The sequence below is a fragment of the Yersinia sp. IP36721 genome (genome assembly GCF_003634395.1).
In the GTDB taxonomy this organism is placed as follows: Bacteria; Pseudomonadota; Gammaproteobacteria; order Enterobacterales; family Enterobacteriaceae; genus Yersinia; species Yersinia entomophaga.
Window position 1 is genome coordinate 275,064 of the sequence record NZ_QCZL01000003.1, and the last position, 19,984, is coordinate 295,047.

The following is a 19,984-nucleotide window of genomic DNA, read 5'->3' on the forward strand; positions in this document are numbered from 1 at the left end:
TAAAATAAAAATGCCTTTATTTTAAACGACTTTGATCGTTAGTGTTTTGCCCGCTGATACCCGTGCGGCGTCGGCGGGCAAAACTTTTGCATACGGTTTGTTAGTGCTTTTCACGGAGAAGATATGTCACTTAGTCGTCGCCAGTTCATTCAGGCTTCGGGCTTAGCGCTATGCGCAGGTTCACTGCCATTGAGGGCACAGGCTAGCGGTACGCAGCAACCTCCCTTACCGGTTCCCCCATTGCTGGAATCCCGCCGTGGCCAACCGCTGTTTTTAACGTTACAGCGCGCGCACTGGGCATTCATGTCTGGCCGTAAAAAGGCGGAAGTGTGGGGCATCAATGGCTCCTATCTGGGGCCAACGGTCAGAGTGTACAGCGGCGATGATGTCAAGTTGATTTACAGCAACCGACTGTCTGAGCCGGTTTCTATGACTATCAGCGGTTTACAGGTTCCCGGCACTTTAATGGGCGGAGCGCCGCGCATGATGTCACCGGGCGTAGATTGGTCTCCAGTGCTGCCGATCCGTCAAAGCGCTGCCACCTGTTGGTATCACGCCAATACGCCTAATCGTATGGCTCCCCATGTCTATAACGGGCTGGCGGGAATGTGGTTGGTGGAAGATGAGGTGAGTAAAGCACTGCCGCTGCCTAGCCACTACGGCGTTGATGATTTCCCGATTATTATTCAGGACAAACGGCTGGACAGCTTTGGCGTTCCGGAATATAACCCGCCGGCCAAGGGCGGCTTTATCGGTGATACTTTGCTGGTTAACGGGGTGCAAAGTCCGTTTGTCGAAGTTTCTCGTGGATGGGTGCGTTTGCGTTTGCTGAACGCCTCGAACTCCCGCCGCTATACTCTGCAAATCAGCGATGGCCGACCTTTCCACGTTGTGGCTAGCGATCAGGGTTTCCTGCCCGCGCCCGTTGCTGTACAACAGCTATCGCTGGCACCGGGTGAGCGACGCGAAGTGTTGATTGATATGTCGCAGGGCAGCGAGGTTTCCATTACTGCCGGTGAGTCTGCGGGTATTATGGATCGTCTGCGCGGGCTGTTTGAACCCTCCAGTATCTTGATCTCCACGCTGGTTTTGACCTTAAAGCCGACGGGTTTACTGCCGCTGGTAACTGATAATCTGCCAATGCGACTATTGGCCGACCAAATTCTTGACGGCAACGTTGTACGCTCTCGTGAATTTCGTTTGGGCGATAACTTACCGGGCATTAACGGCGCGATTTGGGATATGAATCGGGTTGACGCACAGGCGCAGCAGGGAACCTGGGAACGCTGGACGCTGCACGCCGATATGCCGCAGGCTTTCCATATTCAGGGCGTATCTTTCCTAGTGAAAAATGTGAACGGCGCTCCGGCAATGGCGGAAGACCGTGGTTGGAAAGATACGGTTTGGGTCGATGGCGATGTAGAGCTGCTGGTGTATTTCAATCAGGTCTCTTCCGAGCATTTCCCATTCCTGTTCTACAGCCAGACGCTGGAAATGGCCGATCGCGGCTCTACCGGTCAATTGGTGACACAGCCTGCTCCGATTTAATCCTTTCTTCTTCAAGACAGGGCGGTTAATCGCCGCCTGGTCTACGTCATTGCCCGCAACTATTTGTTTGTCTATTCGATAATTTCTTGGGCGATCTCCACGAGTCGGTGGGGGATCAAAGAAACCACCGATAACCTTCCTCTTTACATGGATAAATGCGTATAATCGCCGCCCTGTGATGATTTCCTGACCCGCATCCTCCTCTCCATCTCCTGATTAAAGAGTATTGCCATGAGTACCAGCCTGATTCAGCCAGAACGCGATCTATTTTCCTACACGCCTTATTGGGCCGAGTGCTATGGCACCGCGCCTTTTTTACCCATGTCGCGGGAGGAGATGGACGTGCTGGGCTGGGACAGCTGCGACATTATCGTGGTGACCGGCGATGCCTACGTTGACCATCCGAGCTTTGGTATGGCGATTGTGGGCAGAATGCTTGAAGCGCAGGGATTTCGCGTGGGAATTATTGCTCAACCGGACTGGACCAATAAAGAAGACTTTATGCGGTTGGGTGAGCCAAATCTGTTCTTTGGCGTCACTGCGGGCAATATGGATTCGATGATCAACCGTTATACTGCCGATCGTAAATTGCGTCACGATGATGCCTATACGCCGAATAATGAAAGTGGAAAACGGCCGGATCGCGCCACTTTGGTTTACAGCCAGCGCTGTAAGGAAGCCTATAAGCATGTGCCAGTGATATTAGGCGGAATCGAGGCCAGTTTGCGCCGAATCGCTCATTATGATTACTGGTCAGATACGGTGCGGCGTTCGGTGATTATTGATGCTAAAGCAGACATGCTGGTGTACGGCAACGGCGAACGGCCATTGGTTGAAGTGGCGCACCGGCTGGCGGCTGGCGAGAAAATTGCTGATATTCAGGATGTGCGTAATACCGTAGTGATTCGTAAAACGCCTTTGCCTGGCTGGAGCGGCGTGGATTCTAGCCGTTTGGATAAACCGGGGCGTATTGAGCCGATTCCGAATCCTTACGGTGATGACTTAGCCTGCGCGCCGGAGGGGAAAGCAGATGCCGAGGAAGCTAAACCGGTGACGGTGCGAGCTGCCAAGCCTAAACCGTGGGAAAAAACCTATGTTTTGCTGCCTTCTTATGAAAAAGTTAAAGCAGACAAAGTGTTATATGCACATACCTCGCGGATTCTGCACCATGAAACCAACCCAGGCTGCGCACGAGCGTTGATGCAAAAACACGGAGATCGCTATATCTGGATTAATCCGCCAGCGATTCCGTTGAGCACCGAGGAAATGGACAGCGTATTTGCTCTACCTTATCAACGGGTTCCTCATCCGTCTTACGGTGACGCAAAAATACCGGCTTATGACATGATCCGTTTTTCGATCAATATTATGCGTGGCTGCTACGGCGGTTGTTCCTTCTGCTCGATTACCGAGCACGAAGGCCGAATTATTCAAAGTCGTTCGGAAGATTCTATAATTCGCGAAATCGAAGAAATTCGCGATAAAGTCCCAGGGTTTACCGGTATTATCTCCGATCTTGGTGGCCCAACGGCCAATATGTATATGCTGCGCTGCCAGTCTCCGCGTGCGGAACAAACTTGCCGCCGCGCTTCCTGTGTCTATCCTGAGATTTGTACCCATATGGATACCAATCATCAGCCCACTATTTCGCTGTACCGTCGGGCGCGCGATCTAAAAGGGGTGAAGAAGATCCTGATTGCTTCCGGAGTGCGTTACGATTTGGCGGTAGAAGATCCGCGTTATATCAAAGAGCTGGCTTCTCATCATGTGGGGGGATATCTGAAGATCGCGCCAGAGCATACGGAAGAAGGGCCGCTGTCAAAAATGCTGAAACCGGGCATGGGCAGCTACCAGCGTTTTAAAGAACTGTTTGATACCTATTCCAAACAGGCGGGTAAAGAGCAGTATTTGATTCCTTACTTTATCTCGGCTCACCCCGGCACTCGGGATGAGGATATGGTTAATTTGGCGCTATGGCTGAAGAAAAACCGATTCCGTCTGGATCAGGTACAGAACTTCTATCCGTCGCCATTGGCCAACTCGACCACCATGTATTACAGCGGTAAAAACCCGTTGTCTAAGGTCGATTACAAAAGTGAAGACGTGGTGGTGCCAAAAGGAGATCGCCAGCGTCGCTTGCATAAGGCGCTGCTGCGTTACCACGATCCTGCCAACTGGCCGCTGATTCGTACCGCTTTGGAAGATATGGGCATGGCACATTTGATCGGTGGGCGTCGGGAGTGTCTGGTGCCTGCGCCGACGATAGAAGAACAGCGGGAAGCTCGACGATCTTTGCGTCACCATACGCCAGCGCTGACTAAACACACCGCTATCGCACGCCAGCGTCAGCCGAGTGGTTCACCTAAAGTTACGCCGGGTCATGCCCACTCAGGCAAAGCAATATCGGGCGAAGTTACGTCTCGCAAAGCGACGTCAGGTAAAATGACATCGGGTAAAGTGCCATCAGCATCGGGTAAAGAACCATCAGGCAACCCGCCATCGGGTCAAGGATCATCAGGTAAAACGTCATCAGGTTCAGGTAAAACTGCGCCAGCCAATATCCAGGGCAAATCATCCTCAACAGGCTCTCGTCCTGGGGGAAAGTCGACAAACGCGGGCCGGGTTAAGCAGAAAGTTCGTTAACCTGCGCCAGAACCTTTACATGCGATGCATCAATCCGCCATCCCTGGCGGATTGATGAGTGACATCCCTGACTCGAAGGTTCACGCGTGCTTTTAAAGCTAAATTAAAAAGCCGATTAAAAAGCCGATTCAAGATGCCAGTTTACCGTTCGTCGATTGACCAAAAATCGCGTAATTTTGTCGCGGTATTTGGCTGCCATTATTTAAAAACTATCGGGATCTGGCCCCAGACGATTGCCAATGTCCAATTTGGCGATCTCGCTGAGTTCGTCTTTTTCCAGTTTGAAATCAAAAACTTCAAAGTTTTCTCTGATACGAGACGGCGTGACGGATTTAGGAATGACGATTAACCCGCTATCCAGATGCCAGCGAATGACAATTTGCGCCGGAGTTTTGCTGTATTTCTCCGCCAGTCGATGAATCAGCGGTTGTTCAAATACGCCTTCTCCGCCCTGTGCCAGCGGGCTCCAGGACTCGGTGGCAATGTGATGAGTGGCATTCCAGGCGTGAAGCTGACGCTGTTGCAGCAAAGGATGCAGTTCAATCTGGTTAATCACCGGAGCGACGCCGGTTTCATCCAGCAGCCGTTGCAGGTGTGGAATATGGAAGTTACAAACGCCAATACTGCGAGTTAGCCCCTGTTCTCTGAGCTTAATCAGTTCCCGCCAAGCTGCGACAAAGCGATTCTGTTTTGGATCTGGCCAGTGAATTAAATACAGATCCACATAATCCAACTGGAGTTTTTCCAGGCTGGTTTCTAACGCCTGTTGTGGATGAGCCTGATCTTCATTCCAGAGTTTGGTGGTGATGAACAGCTTTTCGCGAGGAATCGCGGCGGATTTCAACGCTAAACCTACGCCTTCTTCATTTTTGTAAATTGCCGCTGTATCAACTGAACGATAGCCAATTTCCAGCGCTTTGGTGACCGCAGCCTGAACGTCCTCGTGGCTAGCTTTCCATACGCCTAGCCCAAGCTGGGGCATTATGCTGCCATCATGCAGTTTAATAATCGGTTGATTTGTCATGAATTTCTCCTCAAGGTTGCGGGCAGTTTTGCCGAAGCAGCCAGCCGCACACTCAGTAATCGATCTCTTATTTATCGTAGTCGAAATTATTTATTAATTATCAGGCTAATCATTTTATGCATTAAGCGTGCATATCCAACACGACGCGATAACGTGCTTTTCCCGCGTGTAAATGCTCAATGGCGTCGTTTATCTTGCTCAGGGGAAAATGCTCAACCTGAGGTTTAATTTCGTGACGTGCACAGAACGCCAGCATTTCTGCCAAGCGAGCCGGTGCGCCGGTCGGTGATGCCGATAGCTCAGCCTGTTTCCCGATAAAAGCAAAAATATGCACTGGAACCGGCTCCGGGATCGCCCCGACAAAATGCAACCGACCTTTAGGTGCCAGCGTACTGACATAGGCATCCCAATCCAAGGAGGCATTTGCAGTCACTAAGATAAAATCGAGCTGGTTCGCAATTTTTGCCAGCGCCTTGCTGTCATTGCTGGCAACCACGCGATGAGCGCCGAGAGAAAGCGCTTCGTCATGTTTGGTATTAGACGAGGTAAAAGCGGTCACTTCGCAGCCCCAGGCTTTCATAAAGCGAATCGCCATATGGCCTAGCCCGCCGATACCGACCACGCCCACTCGCTGTGTGGGGCGAACATCGTATTGCAGCAGAGGATTGAAGACGGTGATTCCACCGCAAAATAGCGGCCCCGCGCTGGTAATATCCACACCTTCCGGCAGCGGAATTGCCCATGCCCAATGACTGCGAATCCGATCGGCAAAACCGCCGTGGCGGCCAATAATCGTGGGCTGAACTTCATGGCACAAATGCTGATCGCCGGAAACACAGGGATGGCAATGCATACAACTGCCGCGATTCCAGCCAACGCCCACCACTTGACCGATTTTTAATCCTTTGTTTTTGGCATGTTGGCCAATACGAGAGATTTTTCCCACCACTTCATGGCCGGGGACAAAGGGGTAGGCGGTGATGCCCCAGTCATTGTTGATCATGGATAAATCTGAGTGGCAAACCCCGCAATAATCAATGCTGACCTCAATATCATCATCAGCCAGTGGCCCGGCATCAAATACGAAGGATTCTAACGGCTGGCCCGCAGCAGGAGCGGCCCAAGCCTGGATGTGATTATCAGATTCAGTCGAGGGTGTAACTGATTGGTTCGACATATGACTCTCCCATGGATAAACGAGATGCAATAGGGCGAAAGGTGTTGCAGTACCAGAAAGGGGGCTGTTGCTATCCCTTGGGCAGGAACTACAGCTAAATGAAAACCGCGGATATGGTATTTAAGCCTAGCAGTAAGTATCGATGCTGGAAGAAAAAATCGAGGCTATGGCCATCGTAAATTTGAAAGGAGAAGGGCAAGGACGTTTCCTTACCCTTTATAGTATCGATAATGATTAAATCAGATTGCGGCTTCGTAGATACGTTGGCTATCTGCCAGCGTAATATCGCCGTGTTCCCCCAGGCTGCGGTAGCCGTGTTCGTCCAACTTTTTGATCAGGCTTGGAATAGTGCTGCCATCCAGACCGTATTCAGACAAACGGGTTGGTACACCCATTGCCTCGAAGAAATGACGGGTTGCGGCAATCGCGCCATCAATACGCTGTTCTTCGGTCCCTTCATGCAAATTCCAAACGCGTTCTGCGTATTGCAGCAATTTGGCGCGTTTCTGCTCTTTTTTCGCTTCCAGCAGAGATGGCAACACCACTGCCAGAGTCTGTGCGTGGTCTAACCCATGCAGAGCTGTCAGCTCGTGGCCCAGCATATGAGTCGCCCAATCCTGCGGTACGCCAGCACCGATCAGACCGTTCAGCGCCATAGTGGCACTCCACATGATATTAGCGCGAACGTCGTAATCTTTCGGATTTTCAAGCGCTTTCGGGCCTTCTTCAATCAGGGTTAGCAGTAAACCTTCTGCAAAACGGTCTTGTACCTTGGCATTTACCGGGTAAGTCAGATATTGCTCAATGGTGTGTACGAAAGCATCTACCACGCCATTCGCGACCTGACGCTTAGGCAACGTATAGGTCACCACTGGGTCCAGAATGGCAAAAAGCGGCTGAACGTGCGGTGAGAAGAAATGACGTTTGTCACCGGTGCTACGGCGGCTGACTACCGCGCCATTATTGGCTTCAGAGCCAGTAGCTGGCAGGGTCAGTACAGAACCCATAGGAATAGCTTCGGTGATGTTGCTACCGGCAGTTTCTAGAATCTGCCACGGATCTTCAGGGTAAGCCACGGCCGCAGCGATGAACTTGGTGCCGTCCAAAACGGAACCGCCGCCGACCGCCAGCAGGAAGTCGAAATCACCGGCGCGAATCAGTTCAACGGCTTTCATCAAGGTTTCATAAGTTGGGTTAGGCTCGATACCACCAAACTCTTCGAATTGATGGTTTTTCAATGCTTGATAGACTTGATCCATCACGCCGGTGCTTTTCACGCTACCGCCGCCGTAGGTAATCAATACGCGGGCATCGGCAGGAATTTGGTTCGCCAATTCAGCAATCTGGCCTTTACCGAACAGGACTTTAGTCGGGGTATGAAGAGTAAAGTTTTGCATGATTTTATAATCCAACCTGTAGTTGATTAATAGGCTAATAGTCAGTATCAACCTTGAATGGCCAGTAAATTAGCCAGTGGGCTTCCCACCCTTAGGCTGCGTCCTTGCGACGGAAAAAACCTATTGGGCAAATTTCTCTGAGGGCTATTGTGGGTAACTTAGTCATATAGCTCAATGCTCATTTCTGCCAGCTTCTTGCCTATTTCTACAAACCACTGTAGGAAATGTGATAAATAAAGCAAAATTCGTGTCGATATATTTTTTATGAAATATGAGGTTGGTATGGTGAGCATTGACGATATTCAGCGGGAACTGGCGCAAAAAGTCGCGCAACTGGCACAGGGAAACGGGTTGACGACGTCCGCGGTTCCCAAGGTTAAGCTGCTGTTTTCCAATGCCCATCAACCACGTACGCCGGTGATGTATACCCCCAGTATTGTGATCATCTTTCAAGGTAAAAAAGTAGGCTATCTGGGGAGTAAAATCTTTCAGTATGATCCGAAAAACTATCTGTTACTGACGGTGACGCTGCCGTTTGAATGTGAAACATTTGCCAGCCCGCAAGAACCGCTTGCCGGATTATCCATTCAGGTTGATCACCCAATGCTACAGGATCTGCTGGTGGATATTGGTGACGATGAGCTGGATAAACCCCGAGGTAATACCAACGGCGTCAACGCTGCATTGCTTACGGAAGAGATGCTGTGTGCCACCGAGCGCCTGTTGGACGTTATGGCCAAACCGCTGGATGCCAGAGTGTTAGGGCCGCAAATCGTGCGCGAGATTCTGTTTTATGTGCTATCCGGCCCTTGTGGTGCTCCGTTGCAGGAGTTGGTGAATCGTCACAGTCATTTTAATCAGATAGCTAAGGCGCTACGGCGCATTGAGAATCAATTTGCAGAAAATCTTAATGTGGAGCAGTTGGCGGCAGAAGTGAATATGAGCATTTCGGCTTTCCACCATAATTTCAAAGCGGTAACCAATACTTCTCCACTGCAATATTTGAAAACCTATCGTTTACACCGAGCCAGAATATTGATGATTCACGATGGATTGAAGGCCAGTACGGCGGCTATTCGGGTGGGGTATGAGAGTGCGTCGCAGTTTAGCCGAGAATTTAAACGTTACTTTGGTCATACGCCTAGCGACGAGCGGGCAAAACTGCGCAGTCACTAGTAAAACCAAGGGCACGCTGGCTCGATGAATCGCGGATAGCCAGCGTGTCTGAACGCGTTATTCGGTGGCGCTTTTACGCTTACACCACACCACAATCAGTGAGCCGACCAACCCAATCAGCAGCAAGGCTACCGGCAGAATCATCAGTGCGGTCATAACCTGATTTTCGTAGTGTTTCACTAACGGGATTTGGCTCAGGGCGAAGCCCAAACCCACCACTGCACCGACCCAGAGCAATCCGCTCAGCCAGTTAAATAGTTGGAAACGGGTACTATTCAGGCCAGAAATACCCGCTAGTGTAGGCAGTAAGGTGCGAACGAAAGCCAGAAAACGGCCAATGAGCAGGGCTGCCAGACCGTGGCGTACAAACAGTTGGTGCGCCCGCTGGCGATAATGTATTGGTAATTGTAGTAGCCAGCTTTTGACGACCTTGGTATCTCCGAGCCATCGACCTTGAACATAGCTAAGCCAGCAGCCCAAACTGGCCGCGATGGTAAGAATAATCAGCGTCGGAATAAAAGCCATAACGCCTTTGGCAATTAAGGCACCGGCAAGCAGCAGTAGGCTATCTCCGGGGAGGAAGGAAGCGGGCAGCAGGCCGTTTTCTAAAAATAAAGTGGTAAAAAGTATGCCGTAGATAACCCAAATGACATTGGGGTCGGCAAGTTTACTAAAATCCTGTTGCCATAAGGCATGAAGGATTTCGCGTAACACATCCATTTCTTTTCCTGTTTGCCTATTGGTGGGGAAGATAATCCGTGAATCCTTACAGTGTATCGGTATTAGACTCAGGCCACATTGATCTTATCCTCATTAACCAAAAATTAGCGGGGTATATTCATTCTGTTGATGGTTTAGAGACTAACTTCGGTGAAAACCGCACAAATTAGCGCAGTTCCCACTGGTAGAGGCCTTATTGCGCTGAGGCGATACGAGCGAAGCCGGCGGCCAGATCCTCAATTAAATCTTGAGTATTCTCCAAACCAATATGAACACGAACTAAAGTGCCCTGATGCGCGATAGCTTCATATTTACGTATCGCTTTAATATCTTCCGGCTGGTAAGCCAGAATCAGTGACTCAAAGCCGCCCCAAGAGAATGCCATACTGAAGTGGTGAAAGTTGTCCAGATAGTTTTCAAATTGTTGCTGGTTCAGGCGGTGCTTGAGTTCAAAAGAGAACAGCCCGTTGCAGCCAGAAAAATCTCGTTTATAAAATTCATGGCCTTGACAGTCTGGCAGCGCCGGATGATAAACGTGAGCCACTTCAGGGCGCTGCGCCAGCCAGTTGGCAACGTCTATACCGTTAGCTTCGTGCTGTTTCAGGCGCACACTTAACGTCCGCAGGCCGCGGCTAGCCAGATAGGCACTGTCGGCATCCACCATTTGCCCCATGAGATATGAGTCTTCCCGCAGTTGTTCCCAGCAGCGCGCGTTGGCTACGGCGATGCCCAGCATGGCGTCAGAATGGCCGATCAGGTATTTGGTGCCGGACTGAATGGAAATATCGATATCAAAATCAAGAGGTTTGAATAACACGCCCGCCGCCCAGGTGTTATCCATCATGATAATCACTTTTGGTGAAACGGCGCGAATGGCGCGCACCATCGCGGGAATATCCTGTATTTCCATAGTGATAGAGCCGGGCGACTCTAAAAACACCACTTTGGTATTAGGCTGAACCAACTTACCCACGGCGCTGCCGATCAGTGGATCGAAATAGCTGGTACTGACCTGCATCCGCGACAGGATTTTATCGCAAAAACTCTGCGCTGGTTCGTAGGCCGATCCGGTCATCAATACATGATCGCCCGCGGATACGAAGGCCAGAATGGCATTGCTGATCGCCGCTGCGCCGCAAGGGTATAACACACAGCCCGCGCCACCTTCCAGTTCTGTCATGGCTTCCTGCAAGGCGAAGTGAGTCAATGTGCCGCGGCGACCGTAAAATAGTTCGCCTTTACCACGGTTAATCGTGGCGTGCTTTTTGGCTTTTACACTGTCAAAAACCAACGACGATGCGCGTTGAATCACAGGATTAACCGATCCCAGGGTGAATTTTTTACTGCGCCCTGCGCTGATCAACGTGGTTTCTAATTTTTTTGAAGACATACGGGCGCTCACCTTGCTTGGTTAGTGTCGGTCTGGATTGATTGCCAGCCATTATCTGATTGGTTATTTATTTAAATTAGCATGATGAACATTTGATGTAGTGCGCTTTTAGCCGGATGGCGTTTAAAGAGGGGGAGCCGCTGTTTAAGGCGGTTTACGCACAAAAAAATGCTGCAAAACGCACAGAAAGTAATGGTTTATTGGTAAAGAAAATCGACGGCGAGTGAGTTTTATGTGAATAAAACCCTATGGTTGTTACTTGTTTAGCCCAAGTGTTATCAGCGTTTGAAGCAGGCTGGCGATGAAAAACAGCGGTCTGGGCGGCGAGTTTGCCTTAATTATCTTTTAGATAGAAAAATTGGCTCAAATAATAATGATAATTACTATCAATCCGTCATTTGTTTGATATGATCCGCCACTGATTTCGTCCTTAAATTGATATGCATATTGGGTGGAGGCGCAGCGTGAAAACAGCTGGCAAAGTTATGGAACATAAATCATTCGCCGCAAACCAGGGTCGGGGAGTGAAGTTAGGGCGCGGCGTTATGGCGCTCTTGTTAATCGCAGGTTTATCTGGCCCGGCATTAGCAGCCCCAGGTAATAGCAGTGCAGTTGCCGCTGGCGTGGCGCCCGCGTCAACGCAGCACACCGCCGCGGTTTCAACTCCGCTGCCGCAGCCGGAGTTAACCTCTGTCGCAACGCCGGATGCCGCTCCTGCTCCTGCGCTACAATCTGTGACTCCGGCGGCGCCTGCTGCTCCACAAGGTCTGGCGATGGATTTGTCCGTTTGGGGTATGTACCAGCATGCAGACGTAGTGGTGAAAGCCGTGATGATTGGTCTGGTGCTGGCGTCGGTTGTTACCTGGACTATTTTATTCTCTAAAGGTATGGAATTGTACCGCGCCCGTCGTCGCCTGCGTCATGAGCACATTGTGCTCGGCTCGGCGACTAATCTGAGCGACGCTTTGGCGCAGGCCGAAGATTTTGCGCCGGAAAGCATCAGTGGCATGTTGCTGCGCGAAGCGGAAAACGAGCGTCAGCTATCGGCAGAATCCACTGATAATGGCGGTATCAAAGAGCGCGCCTCTTTCCGCCTGGAGCGTCGTGTGGCTGCCGTGAGCCGTCAGATGGGCAAAGGAACCGGCTTCCTGGCGACTATCGGGGCTATCTCTCCGTTCGTCGGTTTGTTCGGCACCGTTTGGGGCATCATGAACAGCTTTATTGGCATCGCTCATTCGCAAACCACCAATTTGGCGGTGGTGGCTCCAGGTATTGCCGAAGCCTTGCTGGCAACGGCATTAGGTCTGGTGGCGGCGATTCCTGCGGTAGTTATCTATAACATCTTTGCTCGCCTGATCGGAACTTACCGCGCTCACGTGGGTGATGTTGCCGCGCAAGCCTTGCTGTTATTGAGCCGCGATCTGGATCTGGCTAGCAGCACCGCAGAAAATAAATCATCAAGCCATGCTCAACAACTGCGTGCGGGGTGATTTATGGCAATGCACATGAATGAAAATCCTGATGAAAGCGGCGAATTACACGATATCAACGTAACGCCTTTCATTGATGTCATGCTGGTGCTATTGATTATCTTTATGGTGGCAGCGCCTTTGGCTACCGTAGACATCAAAGTGGATCTGCCTGCGTCCTCCGCCGCGCCGCAACCGCGTCCTGAGAAACCGGTGTTCCTGTCGGTGAAAGCCGATAACCAACTGTTCGTGGGCGAGCAGCAGGTTGACCGCGAAACGCTGGCCGTGGCGCTGGATAAGCGAACGCAGTCCAATAAGGAAACCACAATCTTCTTCCAGGCGGATAAGAGTGTGGATTACGAAACATTGATGAACGTGATGGATTCGCTGCGGAAAGCCGGTTATCTCAAAGTGGGATTGGTCGGAATGGAAGCGGCTAACGCCCAGTAGGCGAAAGCGACAGGTTGCAAATAAAAAGCGCGGTTTGATACTGCGCTTTTTTATGTCTGAAATCAGGTAAACGTTCTGGTCAGAAATCCATATTAACCGCGTGCGTGAGCAGCGGCACGTTCTACCTGTTCATCGGTTGGACGCACTCCGGTGTAGAGAACAAACTGCTCAACGGCCTGAATCGCAATCACTTCTGCGCCGGTAATCACCTGCTTGCCCTGCTCTCGAGCGTAGCGAATCAATGGTGTTTCTGCTGGCAGAGCCACCACGTCAAACACAATCTTAGCCTGTTCAATGGTTGCCGGTTCAAAGGCTAGCGTCTCGGCTTCTGCGCCTCCGGCCATACCAATTGGCGTCACGTTGATTACCATATCGGCGGTCAAATCACCAACGTCGGCCTGCCATTGATAGCCGTAGTTTTCTGCTAGCGCTTTTCCGGCGGTCTCATTACGGGCAATGATATGACCGTGTTTGAAACCGGCATCGCGTAGCGCGGCAACGACCGCTTTGGCCATTCCGCCGTTGCCTCGCAGCATGAAGGTGCTTTCAGTTGGCACCTGATATTGGTTCAATAGCTTGGCGATAGCGATATAGTCGGTGTTGTACGCCCGCAGGAAGCCATCGTCATTCACGATAGTATTCACAGACTCAATAGCAGTGGCGGAAGCGTCTAATTCATCCAGGAAGGGAATACAGGCTTCTTTGAACGGCATGGAAATTGCGCAGCCGCGAATGCCTAGGGCTCTGATACCGCCGACCGCCGCCTGAATATCGGTGGTAGTAAACGCTTTGTAGATGTAGTTGAGGTCCAGTTCTTGATACAGGAAATTATGGAATCGGGTGCCGAAGTTACCCGGCCGTCCGGCCAGTGACATGCACAAACGGGTGTCTTTGTTAATCTCACGGCTCATGATGAATCCTCTGGGAGAGATAAGTGAATACAGATTGTTATGGATTTCTTCTGGCGTTAAGTCTATCACGCTGAATGGAGACAGCCATCTTTGCCGCGTCGGCTTTACCCGTTAAAACAGCGATCTTTCGCGCGCGGGATACCCCTTTATCCCGCGCGAAAAAGATTACCCTTTACGTCGATGCATCAGTAAATACACCGCCGGAATGACTAACATCGATAATAACGGCGCGCTGATCATGCCGCCGATCATCGGAGCGGCAATGCGCTGCATCACCTCGGATCCGGCACCGCCTCCCCACATGATCGGCAGTAATCCGGCCATAATGGTGGCGACGGTCATGGCTTTTGGCCTTACTCGCAGGACCGCCCCTTCGTGGATGGCGGCGCACATTTGTTCCGCGGTCAGCGGTTGCCCCGGTAATTGATGCTTTTTCACCGCCTGATTGAGATACAGCACCATAATGACGCCAAATTCAGCGGCCACGCCAGCCAGAGCAATAAAGCCCACCGCAGCGGCAACCGAGAAGTTGTAGCCCAATCCATACAGCAGCCAAATACCGCCGATCAGAGCGAAAGGTAGTGTCGCCATGATCAGTGCGGCATCCCTGACTTTGCCGAAGGTCACAAACAGCAAAACAAAAATGATCATCAGCGTGACGGGGAGAACAATTTGCAGCTTGGCGGTGGCTCGTTCCAGATATTCAAATTGACCTGACCAACTGAGAGAGAGTCCTTCCGGTAGTTTAACCTGCTGATCCACCGCTTTTTGCATATCCAACACCGCAGATTTAAGGTCTCGTCCACGTAGATCCACATAGATCCAATCGGAGAGGCGGGCGTTCTCACTTTTCAGCATAGGTGGGCCTTCGCTAATACGAATATCCGCCAGTTCCGACAGAGCAATTTGCCCGCCCGCAGCGGTCAATACCGGCAGGTCGCGCAGTTTTTGCAGCGAATCGCGCAGCTCACGCGGATAACGAAGATTGATCGGGAAACGTTCCCGCCCTTCAATGGTTTCACCGATATTCTGTCCGCCTATCACGCTGGCAACCAGAGATTGCAGCTCTTTGACCGAAACTCCATAGCGCGCCGCTCTCTGGCGATCGATATCGATATCTACGTAGCGGCCTCCAGCTAAACGTTCAGAAAGTGCTGAAGTGACACCAGGCACTTGCCGCACAACTTGCTCGATCTGTAAGGCAACCTGTTCGATTTGCTGAATATTCTTACCGTTTACCTTGATCCCAACGGGACTTTTAATGCCGGTGGAAAGCATATCCAGCCGATTGCGGATCGGTGGCACCCACAGATTCGCGATCCCCGGTACTTTTACCGTGGCGTCCAATTCTTCGATCAATTTGTCCATCGTCATACCTGCCCGCCATTGATCTTTGGGCTTAAAACGAATGGTGGTTTCGATCATGGTTAACGGCGCAGGATCGGTCGCGGTTTCAGCCCGTCCCGCCTTGCCAAATACCGTATCGACCTCGGGAATAGTTTTGATCAGACGGTCAGTTTGTTGTAGCAGCCGCGTGGCTTCCTGCACTGAAATACCCGGTAAAGTCGATGGCATATACAACAGGTCGCCTTCATCCAGCGCAGGCATAAATTCGTTGCCTAAACGGCTGAGCGGGTACAACGTGGCGACCAAAGCCACAGCGGCTAGCGTCAGAGTAGTTTTAGGGCGAGCCAGCACCGCGCTAAGCACCGGCTGATATAATGCGATTAGCCAGCGATTTATTGGGTTGGCATTCTCATCGGGAATGTTACCGCGAATAAAATAGCCCATCAGCACGGGTACTAAAGTGATGGCTAAACCGGCAGAAACCGCCATGGCGTAGGTTTTGGTAAAGGCCAGCGGCGAGAACATTCGGCCTTCCTGCGCCTGTAATGAAAACACCGGAATAAATGACAGCGTGATAATGAGCAAGCTGCAAAATAGCGCCGGGCCGACTTCAATCGCCGCCCGCTCGGAAATGTGCCAGTAATCCTGTCCGACGGGTTTTTGCCCCGGATGATCTTTTCGCCATTGTTCCAGCACTTTGTGCATGTTCTCTATCATCACGATCGCGGCATCCACCATAGCGCCAATGGCGATAGCGATACCTCCCAGTGACATAATGTTGGCGTTAACTCCTTGATAATGCATCACGATAAACGCGCCGAGAATTCCCAGTGGCAGGGTAATAATAGCCACCAGCGCCGAACGGAAATGGAAGAGAAATAGCGAGCAAATCACGGCAACCACCAGAAACTCTTCCAGCAGTTTGAAAGACAGACTATCGATGGCGTGGGTGATTAACTGAGAGCGATCGTAAACCGGTACGATTTCCACGCCTGCGGGCAGCGTTTGCTGAATTTGTTGCAGTTTGGCTTTGACGCCGTTGATGGTTTCCAACGCATTTTTGCCGTAGCGCATCACAATAATGCCGCCAGCCACTTCGCCTTCACCGTTTAATTCGGCCACGCCGCGGCGTATTTCAGGGCCCATTCGCACGCTGGCGACATCCGATAACAGGATTGGAATGCCGTCGCGGGCGGTAATCACGATGTTGTTAAAATCATCCAGATTTTTCAGGTAGCCGGAGGTGCGGACCATGTATTCCGCCGAGCCCATTTCCAATACCGAACCGCCGCCTTCTTGATTACTATCCTGAATGGCGCTGGCGATTTGCTGATGGGAAAGATTCAGTGCGCGCATCCGTTCAGGATCGAGCACCACCTGATATTGGCGCACCATACCGCCTACGCTGGCGACTTCGGAGACGTTGGGAACGGTTTTCAGCTCAAATTTTAGTGTCCAATCCTGTAACGCTCGCAAATCCGCCAGACTGTGTTTACCGGTTTTATCTATCAACGCATATTCATAGATCCAGCCAACGCCGGTGGCATCTGGCCCCAGCGCGGCCTTGGCTTCGGCGGGCAGACTGGATTGCACCTGGCTGAGATATTCCAGCACGCGAGAACGCGCCCAGTAAGGATCGGTGCCTTCGGCAAACAGCACATACACGTAGGAATCACCGAACATAGAAAAACCACGTACGGTTTCTGCGCCCGGCACCGATAGCATGGTGGTGGTCAACGGGTAAGTCACCTGATCTTCCACCACCTGCGGCGCTTTACCCGGATAACTGACGCGAATAATCACTTGGGTATCAGATAGATCCGGCAGGGCATCCAGCGGCGTTTGCTGTAGCGACCAGATTCCCCAGCCGGCCATCATGACGGCACCCAATAGCACCAATAAGCGGTTGCGTAATGACCAACGAATCACGGCGGCAATCATAGGTGGCCTCCATGAATTTGCTGCTTATCTGCCAATTTTGATGGGTTAATGTGCTGAATATGCGCGCCGTTATCGTCCAACGTGAATTGAAAATCCACCTGAGCACCGACGTGGATATTCGCAGGAAAATCGCTTTCTGGAAGAGTGAAATCCATCGTCATTGGCCCCCATTTCAACGCAGGAATCGCTCCGTGGCTCAAAGTGATAGTTTGCCCGTCAATAGCATTGACGCGGCCTGAAGCGCTATAGGTATCCGGCGCGACGGCGCTAGTTGGATTGCTACCATCGATGGATTTAGGCTCCTCCATTTGCGGAAGTACGGTTTGCAAGCTGGCTTCGGAGTCGATCAGGAACTGACCGGAGGTAACCACTTGCTCGCCGAGACTCAGTCCCTGTTTAATTTCTACCCACCCGTCCTGAGAGTGACCGGCGGTGACGTTGACGGGTTTAAAGTGACCGTCTCCTTCACTGACCAGCACCCGACTGCGACTGCCAGTCAGTAACAGCGCTTCCTGCGGGATTGCCAACACCGGTGGCAGCGCTTCCCGCGAGGTTGCTTGCAGATTCAGGTACATGCCCGGTTTTAATTTTTGCTGCGGGTTATCCAGCACGATACGGGCTTTCAGTGTGCGAGTAGTTAAATCCATGTTAGGCAGCAGTTCACTGACTTTCCCATGGAAAATTTCTCCTGGCCAACTGGCAGAGGTCGCCTGAATAGCGCTACCGAGCTGCAACTGGCTCGCCTGAGCCTGTGGGTAATCAATGACGACCCAAACCGGATCCAGACTGGCCAGTTCAAATAGAGATTGCGTGGCGCTAACCTGCGCCCCAGCGCGAATATCCAGCTTGTTAACGTAACCTGCGGAGGGAGCGCGTAAGGTATAGCGGGTTTGCGGCTGACCGCTTTTTTCTACCTGACGAATAATTTCATCAGGCATAAATTGCAGCTGCAAACGCTGGCGAGCGGCGGAGGTTAGCGGGTTATCTCCCAACTTGCGGATCGCCAGATATTCCTGCTGAGCGGCGTTCCATTCCGGTATCCACAGAGACGCTAACGGCTGATTTTTGCTGACCTGCTGCTGGTTGGCTCGCACCCAAAGCTGTTCGACGATCCCGTTGGCACGAGCCGGTATAACTGAAACGCTGCGCTCATCGGTAGCTACCGTGCCGTAAGCGGTTAAGCGCAAATTCAGGCTACGCATCTGGGACTTTTCCGTGCGTATGCCCAGATTTTGCTGCTGTCTGGCACTGATAATCACGCCTCCGTCATCGGCCTGTTGATCGGCGTAACGGGGCACCAGCTCCATATCCATAAACGGAGATTTACCTGGCTGATTAAAACGTTGTCCAGGAGTCATCGGATCGTACCAATATAAGACTTTACGGCCAGATTCTGCGGTGTCAGGCGAAGTTATTTCGCTATGTTGCGCCGGTTTTCCCAACCAGTAACCGGTCAATCCGCCCAGCATAGCGACGGCGACCAGACTCAAAGTGAAGTGCTTTTTCATCGTGTTGTCTCCTGCGGGATTAAATAGCGAATAGCAACCCACAGGGCGGCCAGTTCACGAGCGGCATCGCGAGTGTTTAGCTCGCTTTCCAATAGCGCCCGACGGGCATCCATCACCGAGGACAGATCGCTTTTATTGCCCTGATACTGCGCAATGATCAGATCTAGCCGCTTTTTTTGCAGCGGCAGCACTTCCTGACTCTGACGCTGCCAACGTTGCTGGGCGGCCTGATATTGTGCCAATAGCGTGTCGAGCTGCGCCCGATGATCTCGCGTCAGTAAAGTGAGCTGATCGTTGGCTTCCATGGTGCGGGAAACGTCGGCGGCATAGTCTTTATCCTGTCTTTGGGAGCGAAACAGCGGTAAATCCACGCTAACCATCACCCCGGCCATATCGTCATAGCCCTCAGAACGTTTGGCGTAATAAACCTCGACGCCAATATCAGGAATTGCCGCAATGGCAGACTGAGCCGAACGAGCCTTTGCCACTTCCGCTTCGCGGCTGGCCTGTAATACTTCGGGATGCTGGAGCACCGCCGCCTGCAAAACCGCAACATCAGCAGGCAGGCGGGTGAAAGCGGGCAGTGAACCGCTGGCTTTGGTCACTTCCAAACCGGTTAGCTGGGTCAAACGCGTTTGCGCCAGACGCACGTCTCGCTCGGCGTTGGTTAGGCGATCCTGCATGGCAACCAGCGTCAACCGGGAATCCACTACGCTACTGGCAGGGCTGGCTCCCCCGATAACGCCAGCCCGTTTTACGCCAATCTGTTTTTCACTTTCCAGCACCAGTTTTTGAGCATCTCTGACGGCTTGTTCGGCGAGCGCCAAATCCAGCCACGATTGGGCCGCATCTTTCTGCAAACGAGCGCGAATAGTTTCGCTGGCCGCCGCGGTTTTGCGTGCCTCCGCGTTGAAGGTATCGGCTTTGCGCTGGCGTTTATCGCCGCTTACATAGTCTTGCATGATGCCAATACGCTGCATGGTCATGCCTTCCCGAGTAAAGCGGTGACCGTTATTGCCGCCGACCGGCAGATTTTCTATTCCGAATTTGAGTTTGGGATCGGGCAGTTGAGTGGCGGAACTGGCCATATTTTCCAACGCATTCACCTGATGTTGATTGGCGGACAGTTCGGCGGAATAACGTTCAGCCGAACTGATAGCCTGATTCAGCGTGATCTCGACGGCCTGAGCCGCCAACGGCAGGCACAGCGTCAGCAAGGTGAGCGAGCAGGCAAGGGCTGGCCGCACCGGAGAACGATGAGAGAGGAATCTGATCATGTTAAC

General features: G+C 51.8%; 14 protein-coding genes. 5 read left to right on the top strand and 9 right to left on the bottom strand.

Annotation, left to right across the window (positions count from 1 at the left end; all coding sequences use genetic code 11):
* Positions 1-123 precede the first annotated feature (123 nt).
* Positions 124-1,548, top strand: coding sequence for a cell division protein FtsP (ftsP, locus tag DBA33_RS05045; RefSeq protein WP_064515150.1), 1,425 nt, complete (start codon positions 124-126; stop codon positions 1,546-1,548).
* 231 nt (positions 1,549-1,779) lie between these two features.
* Positions 1,780-4,191 (top strand): YgiQ family radical SAM protein, encoded by a 2,412-nt coding sequence (locus DBA33_RS05050; RefSeq protein ID WP_167349942.1) that lies wholly within the window; start codon positions 1,780-1,782, stop codon positions 4,189-4,191.
* Positions 4,192-4,393: 202 nt separating this feature from the next.
* Here DBA33_RS05050 and dkgA read toward each other — a convergent pair whose 3' ends face one another.
* The 3 genes from dkgA to yqhD form a co-directional block, all read right to left on the bottom strand.
* Positions 4,394-5,215 (bottom strand): 2,5-didehydrogluconate reductase DkgA, encoded by an 822-nt coding sequence (gene dkgA, locus DBA33_RS05055; RefSeq protein ID WP_064515148.1) that lies wholly within the window; start codon positions 5,213-5,215, stop codon positions 4,394-4,396.
* A 121-nt stretch (positions 5,216-5,336) separates the two neighbouring features.
* On the bottom strand, positions 5,337-6,392 hold the full coding sequence (locus DBA33_RS05060) for an NAD(P)-dependent alcohol dehydrogenase (protein ID WP_120805763.1): 1,056 nt from the start codon (positions 6,390-6,392) through the stop codon (positions 5,337-5,339).
* A 239-nt stretch (positions 6,393-6,631) separates the two neighbouring features.
* A complete protein-coding gene (yqhD, locus tag DBA33_RS05065) occupies positions 6,632-7,789 on the bottom strand; it encodes an alcohol dehydrogenase (protein ID WP_064515143.1) in 1,158 nt (385 codons plus the stop codon).
* 282 nt (positions 7,790-8,071) lie between these two features.
* Between yqhD and DBA33_RS05070 the strand changes: the two genes are divergently transcribed.
* Positions 8,072-8,965, top strand: a complete 894-nt coding sequence (locus DBA33_RS05070; RefSeq protein WP_064515141.1) for an AraC family transcriptional regulator — start codon at positions 8,072-8,074, stop codon at positions 8,963-8,965.
* Positions 8,966-9,022: 57 nt separating this feature from the next.
* On the opposite strand, the gene DBA33_RS05075 is transcribed toward DBA33_RS05070, so the two are convergent.
* Both DBA33_RS05075 and metC read right to left on the bottom strand, forming a co-directional pair.
* Positions 9,023-9,685, bottom strand: a complete 663-nt coding sequence (locus tag DBA33_RS05075) for a DedA family protein (RefSeq protein ID WP_064515139.1) — start codon at positions 9,683-9,685, stop codon at positions 9,023-9,025.
* Between the two features lie 193 nt (positions 9,686-9,878).
* Positions 9,879-11,075 carry a cystathionine beta-lyase gene (gene metC, locus DBA33_RS05080; RefSeq protein ID WP_120805765.1) on the bottom strand — a complete coding sequence of 399 codons (1,197 nt, stop codon included), beginning with the start codon at positions 11,073-11,075 and terminating at the stop codon, positions 9,879-9,881.
* 464 nt (positions 11,076-11,539) lie between these two features.
* On the opposite strand from metC, the gene exbB reads away from it, so the two are divergent.
* Positions 11,540-12,565 carry a tonB-system energizer ExbB gene (gene exbB, locus DBA33_RS05085; protein WP_084414321.1) on the top strand — a complete coding sequence of 342 codons (1,026 nt, stop codon included), beginning with the start codon at positions 11,540-11,542 and terminating at the stop codon, positions 12,563-12,565.
* A gap of 3 nt (positions 12,566-12,568) precedes the next feature.
* Positions 12,569-12,994 carry a TonB system transport protein ExbD gene (gene exbD, locus DBA33_RS05090; protein WP_120805768.1) on the top strand — a complete coding sequence of 142 codons (426 nt, stop codon included), beginning with the start codon at positions 12,569-12,571 and terminating at the stop codon, positions 12,992-12,994.
* Between the two features lie 92 nt (positions 12,995-13,086).
* Here exbD and DBA33_RS05095 read toward each other — a convergent pair whose 3' ends face one another.
* The 4 genes from DBA33_RS05095 to DBA33_RS05110 form a co-directional block, all read right to left on the bottom strand.
* Positions 13,087-13,905 carry a shikimate 5-dehydrogenase gene (locus DBA33_RS05095; RefSeq protein ID WP_064515133.1) on the bottom strand — a complete coding sequence of 273 codons (819 nt, stop codon included), beginning with the start codon at positions 13,903-13,905 and terminating at the stop codon, positions 13,087-13,089.
* 165 nt (positions 13,906-14,070) lie between these two features.
* Positions 14,071-17,193: an efflux RND transporter permease subunit gene (locus DBA33_RS05100; RefSeq protein WP_120805770.1), complete on the bottom strand. Its 3,123-nt coding sequence runs from the start codon at positions 17,191-17,193 to the stop codon at positions 14,071-14,073.
* A complete protein-coding gene (locus DBA33_RS05105) occupies positions 17,190-18,701 on the bottom strand; it encodes an efflux RND transporter periplasmic adaptor subunit (protein ID WP_120805772.1) in 1,512 nt (503 codons plus the stop codon). The genes DBA33_RS05100 and DBA33_RS05105 overlap by 4 nt, the downstream gene beginning before the upstream one ends.
* Positions 18,698-19,978 carry a TolC family protein gene (locus tag DBA33_RS05110; protein ID WP_120805774.1) on the bottom strand — a complete coding sequence of 427 codons (1,281 nt, stop codon included), beginning with the start codon at positions 19,976-19,978 and terminating at the stop codon, positions 18,698-18,700. The genes DBA33_RS05105 and DBA33_RS05110 overlap by 4 nt, the downstream gene beginning before the upstream one ends.
* Positions 19,979-19,984 lie beyond the last annotated feature (6 nt).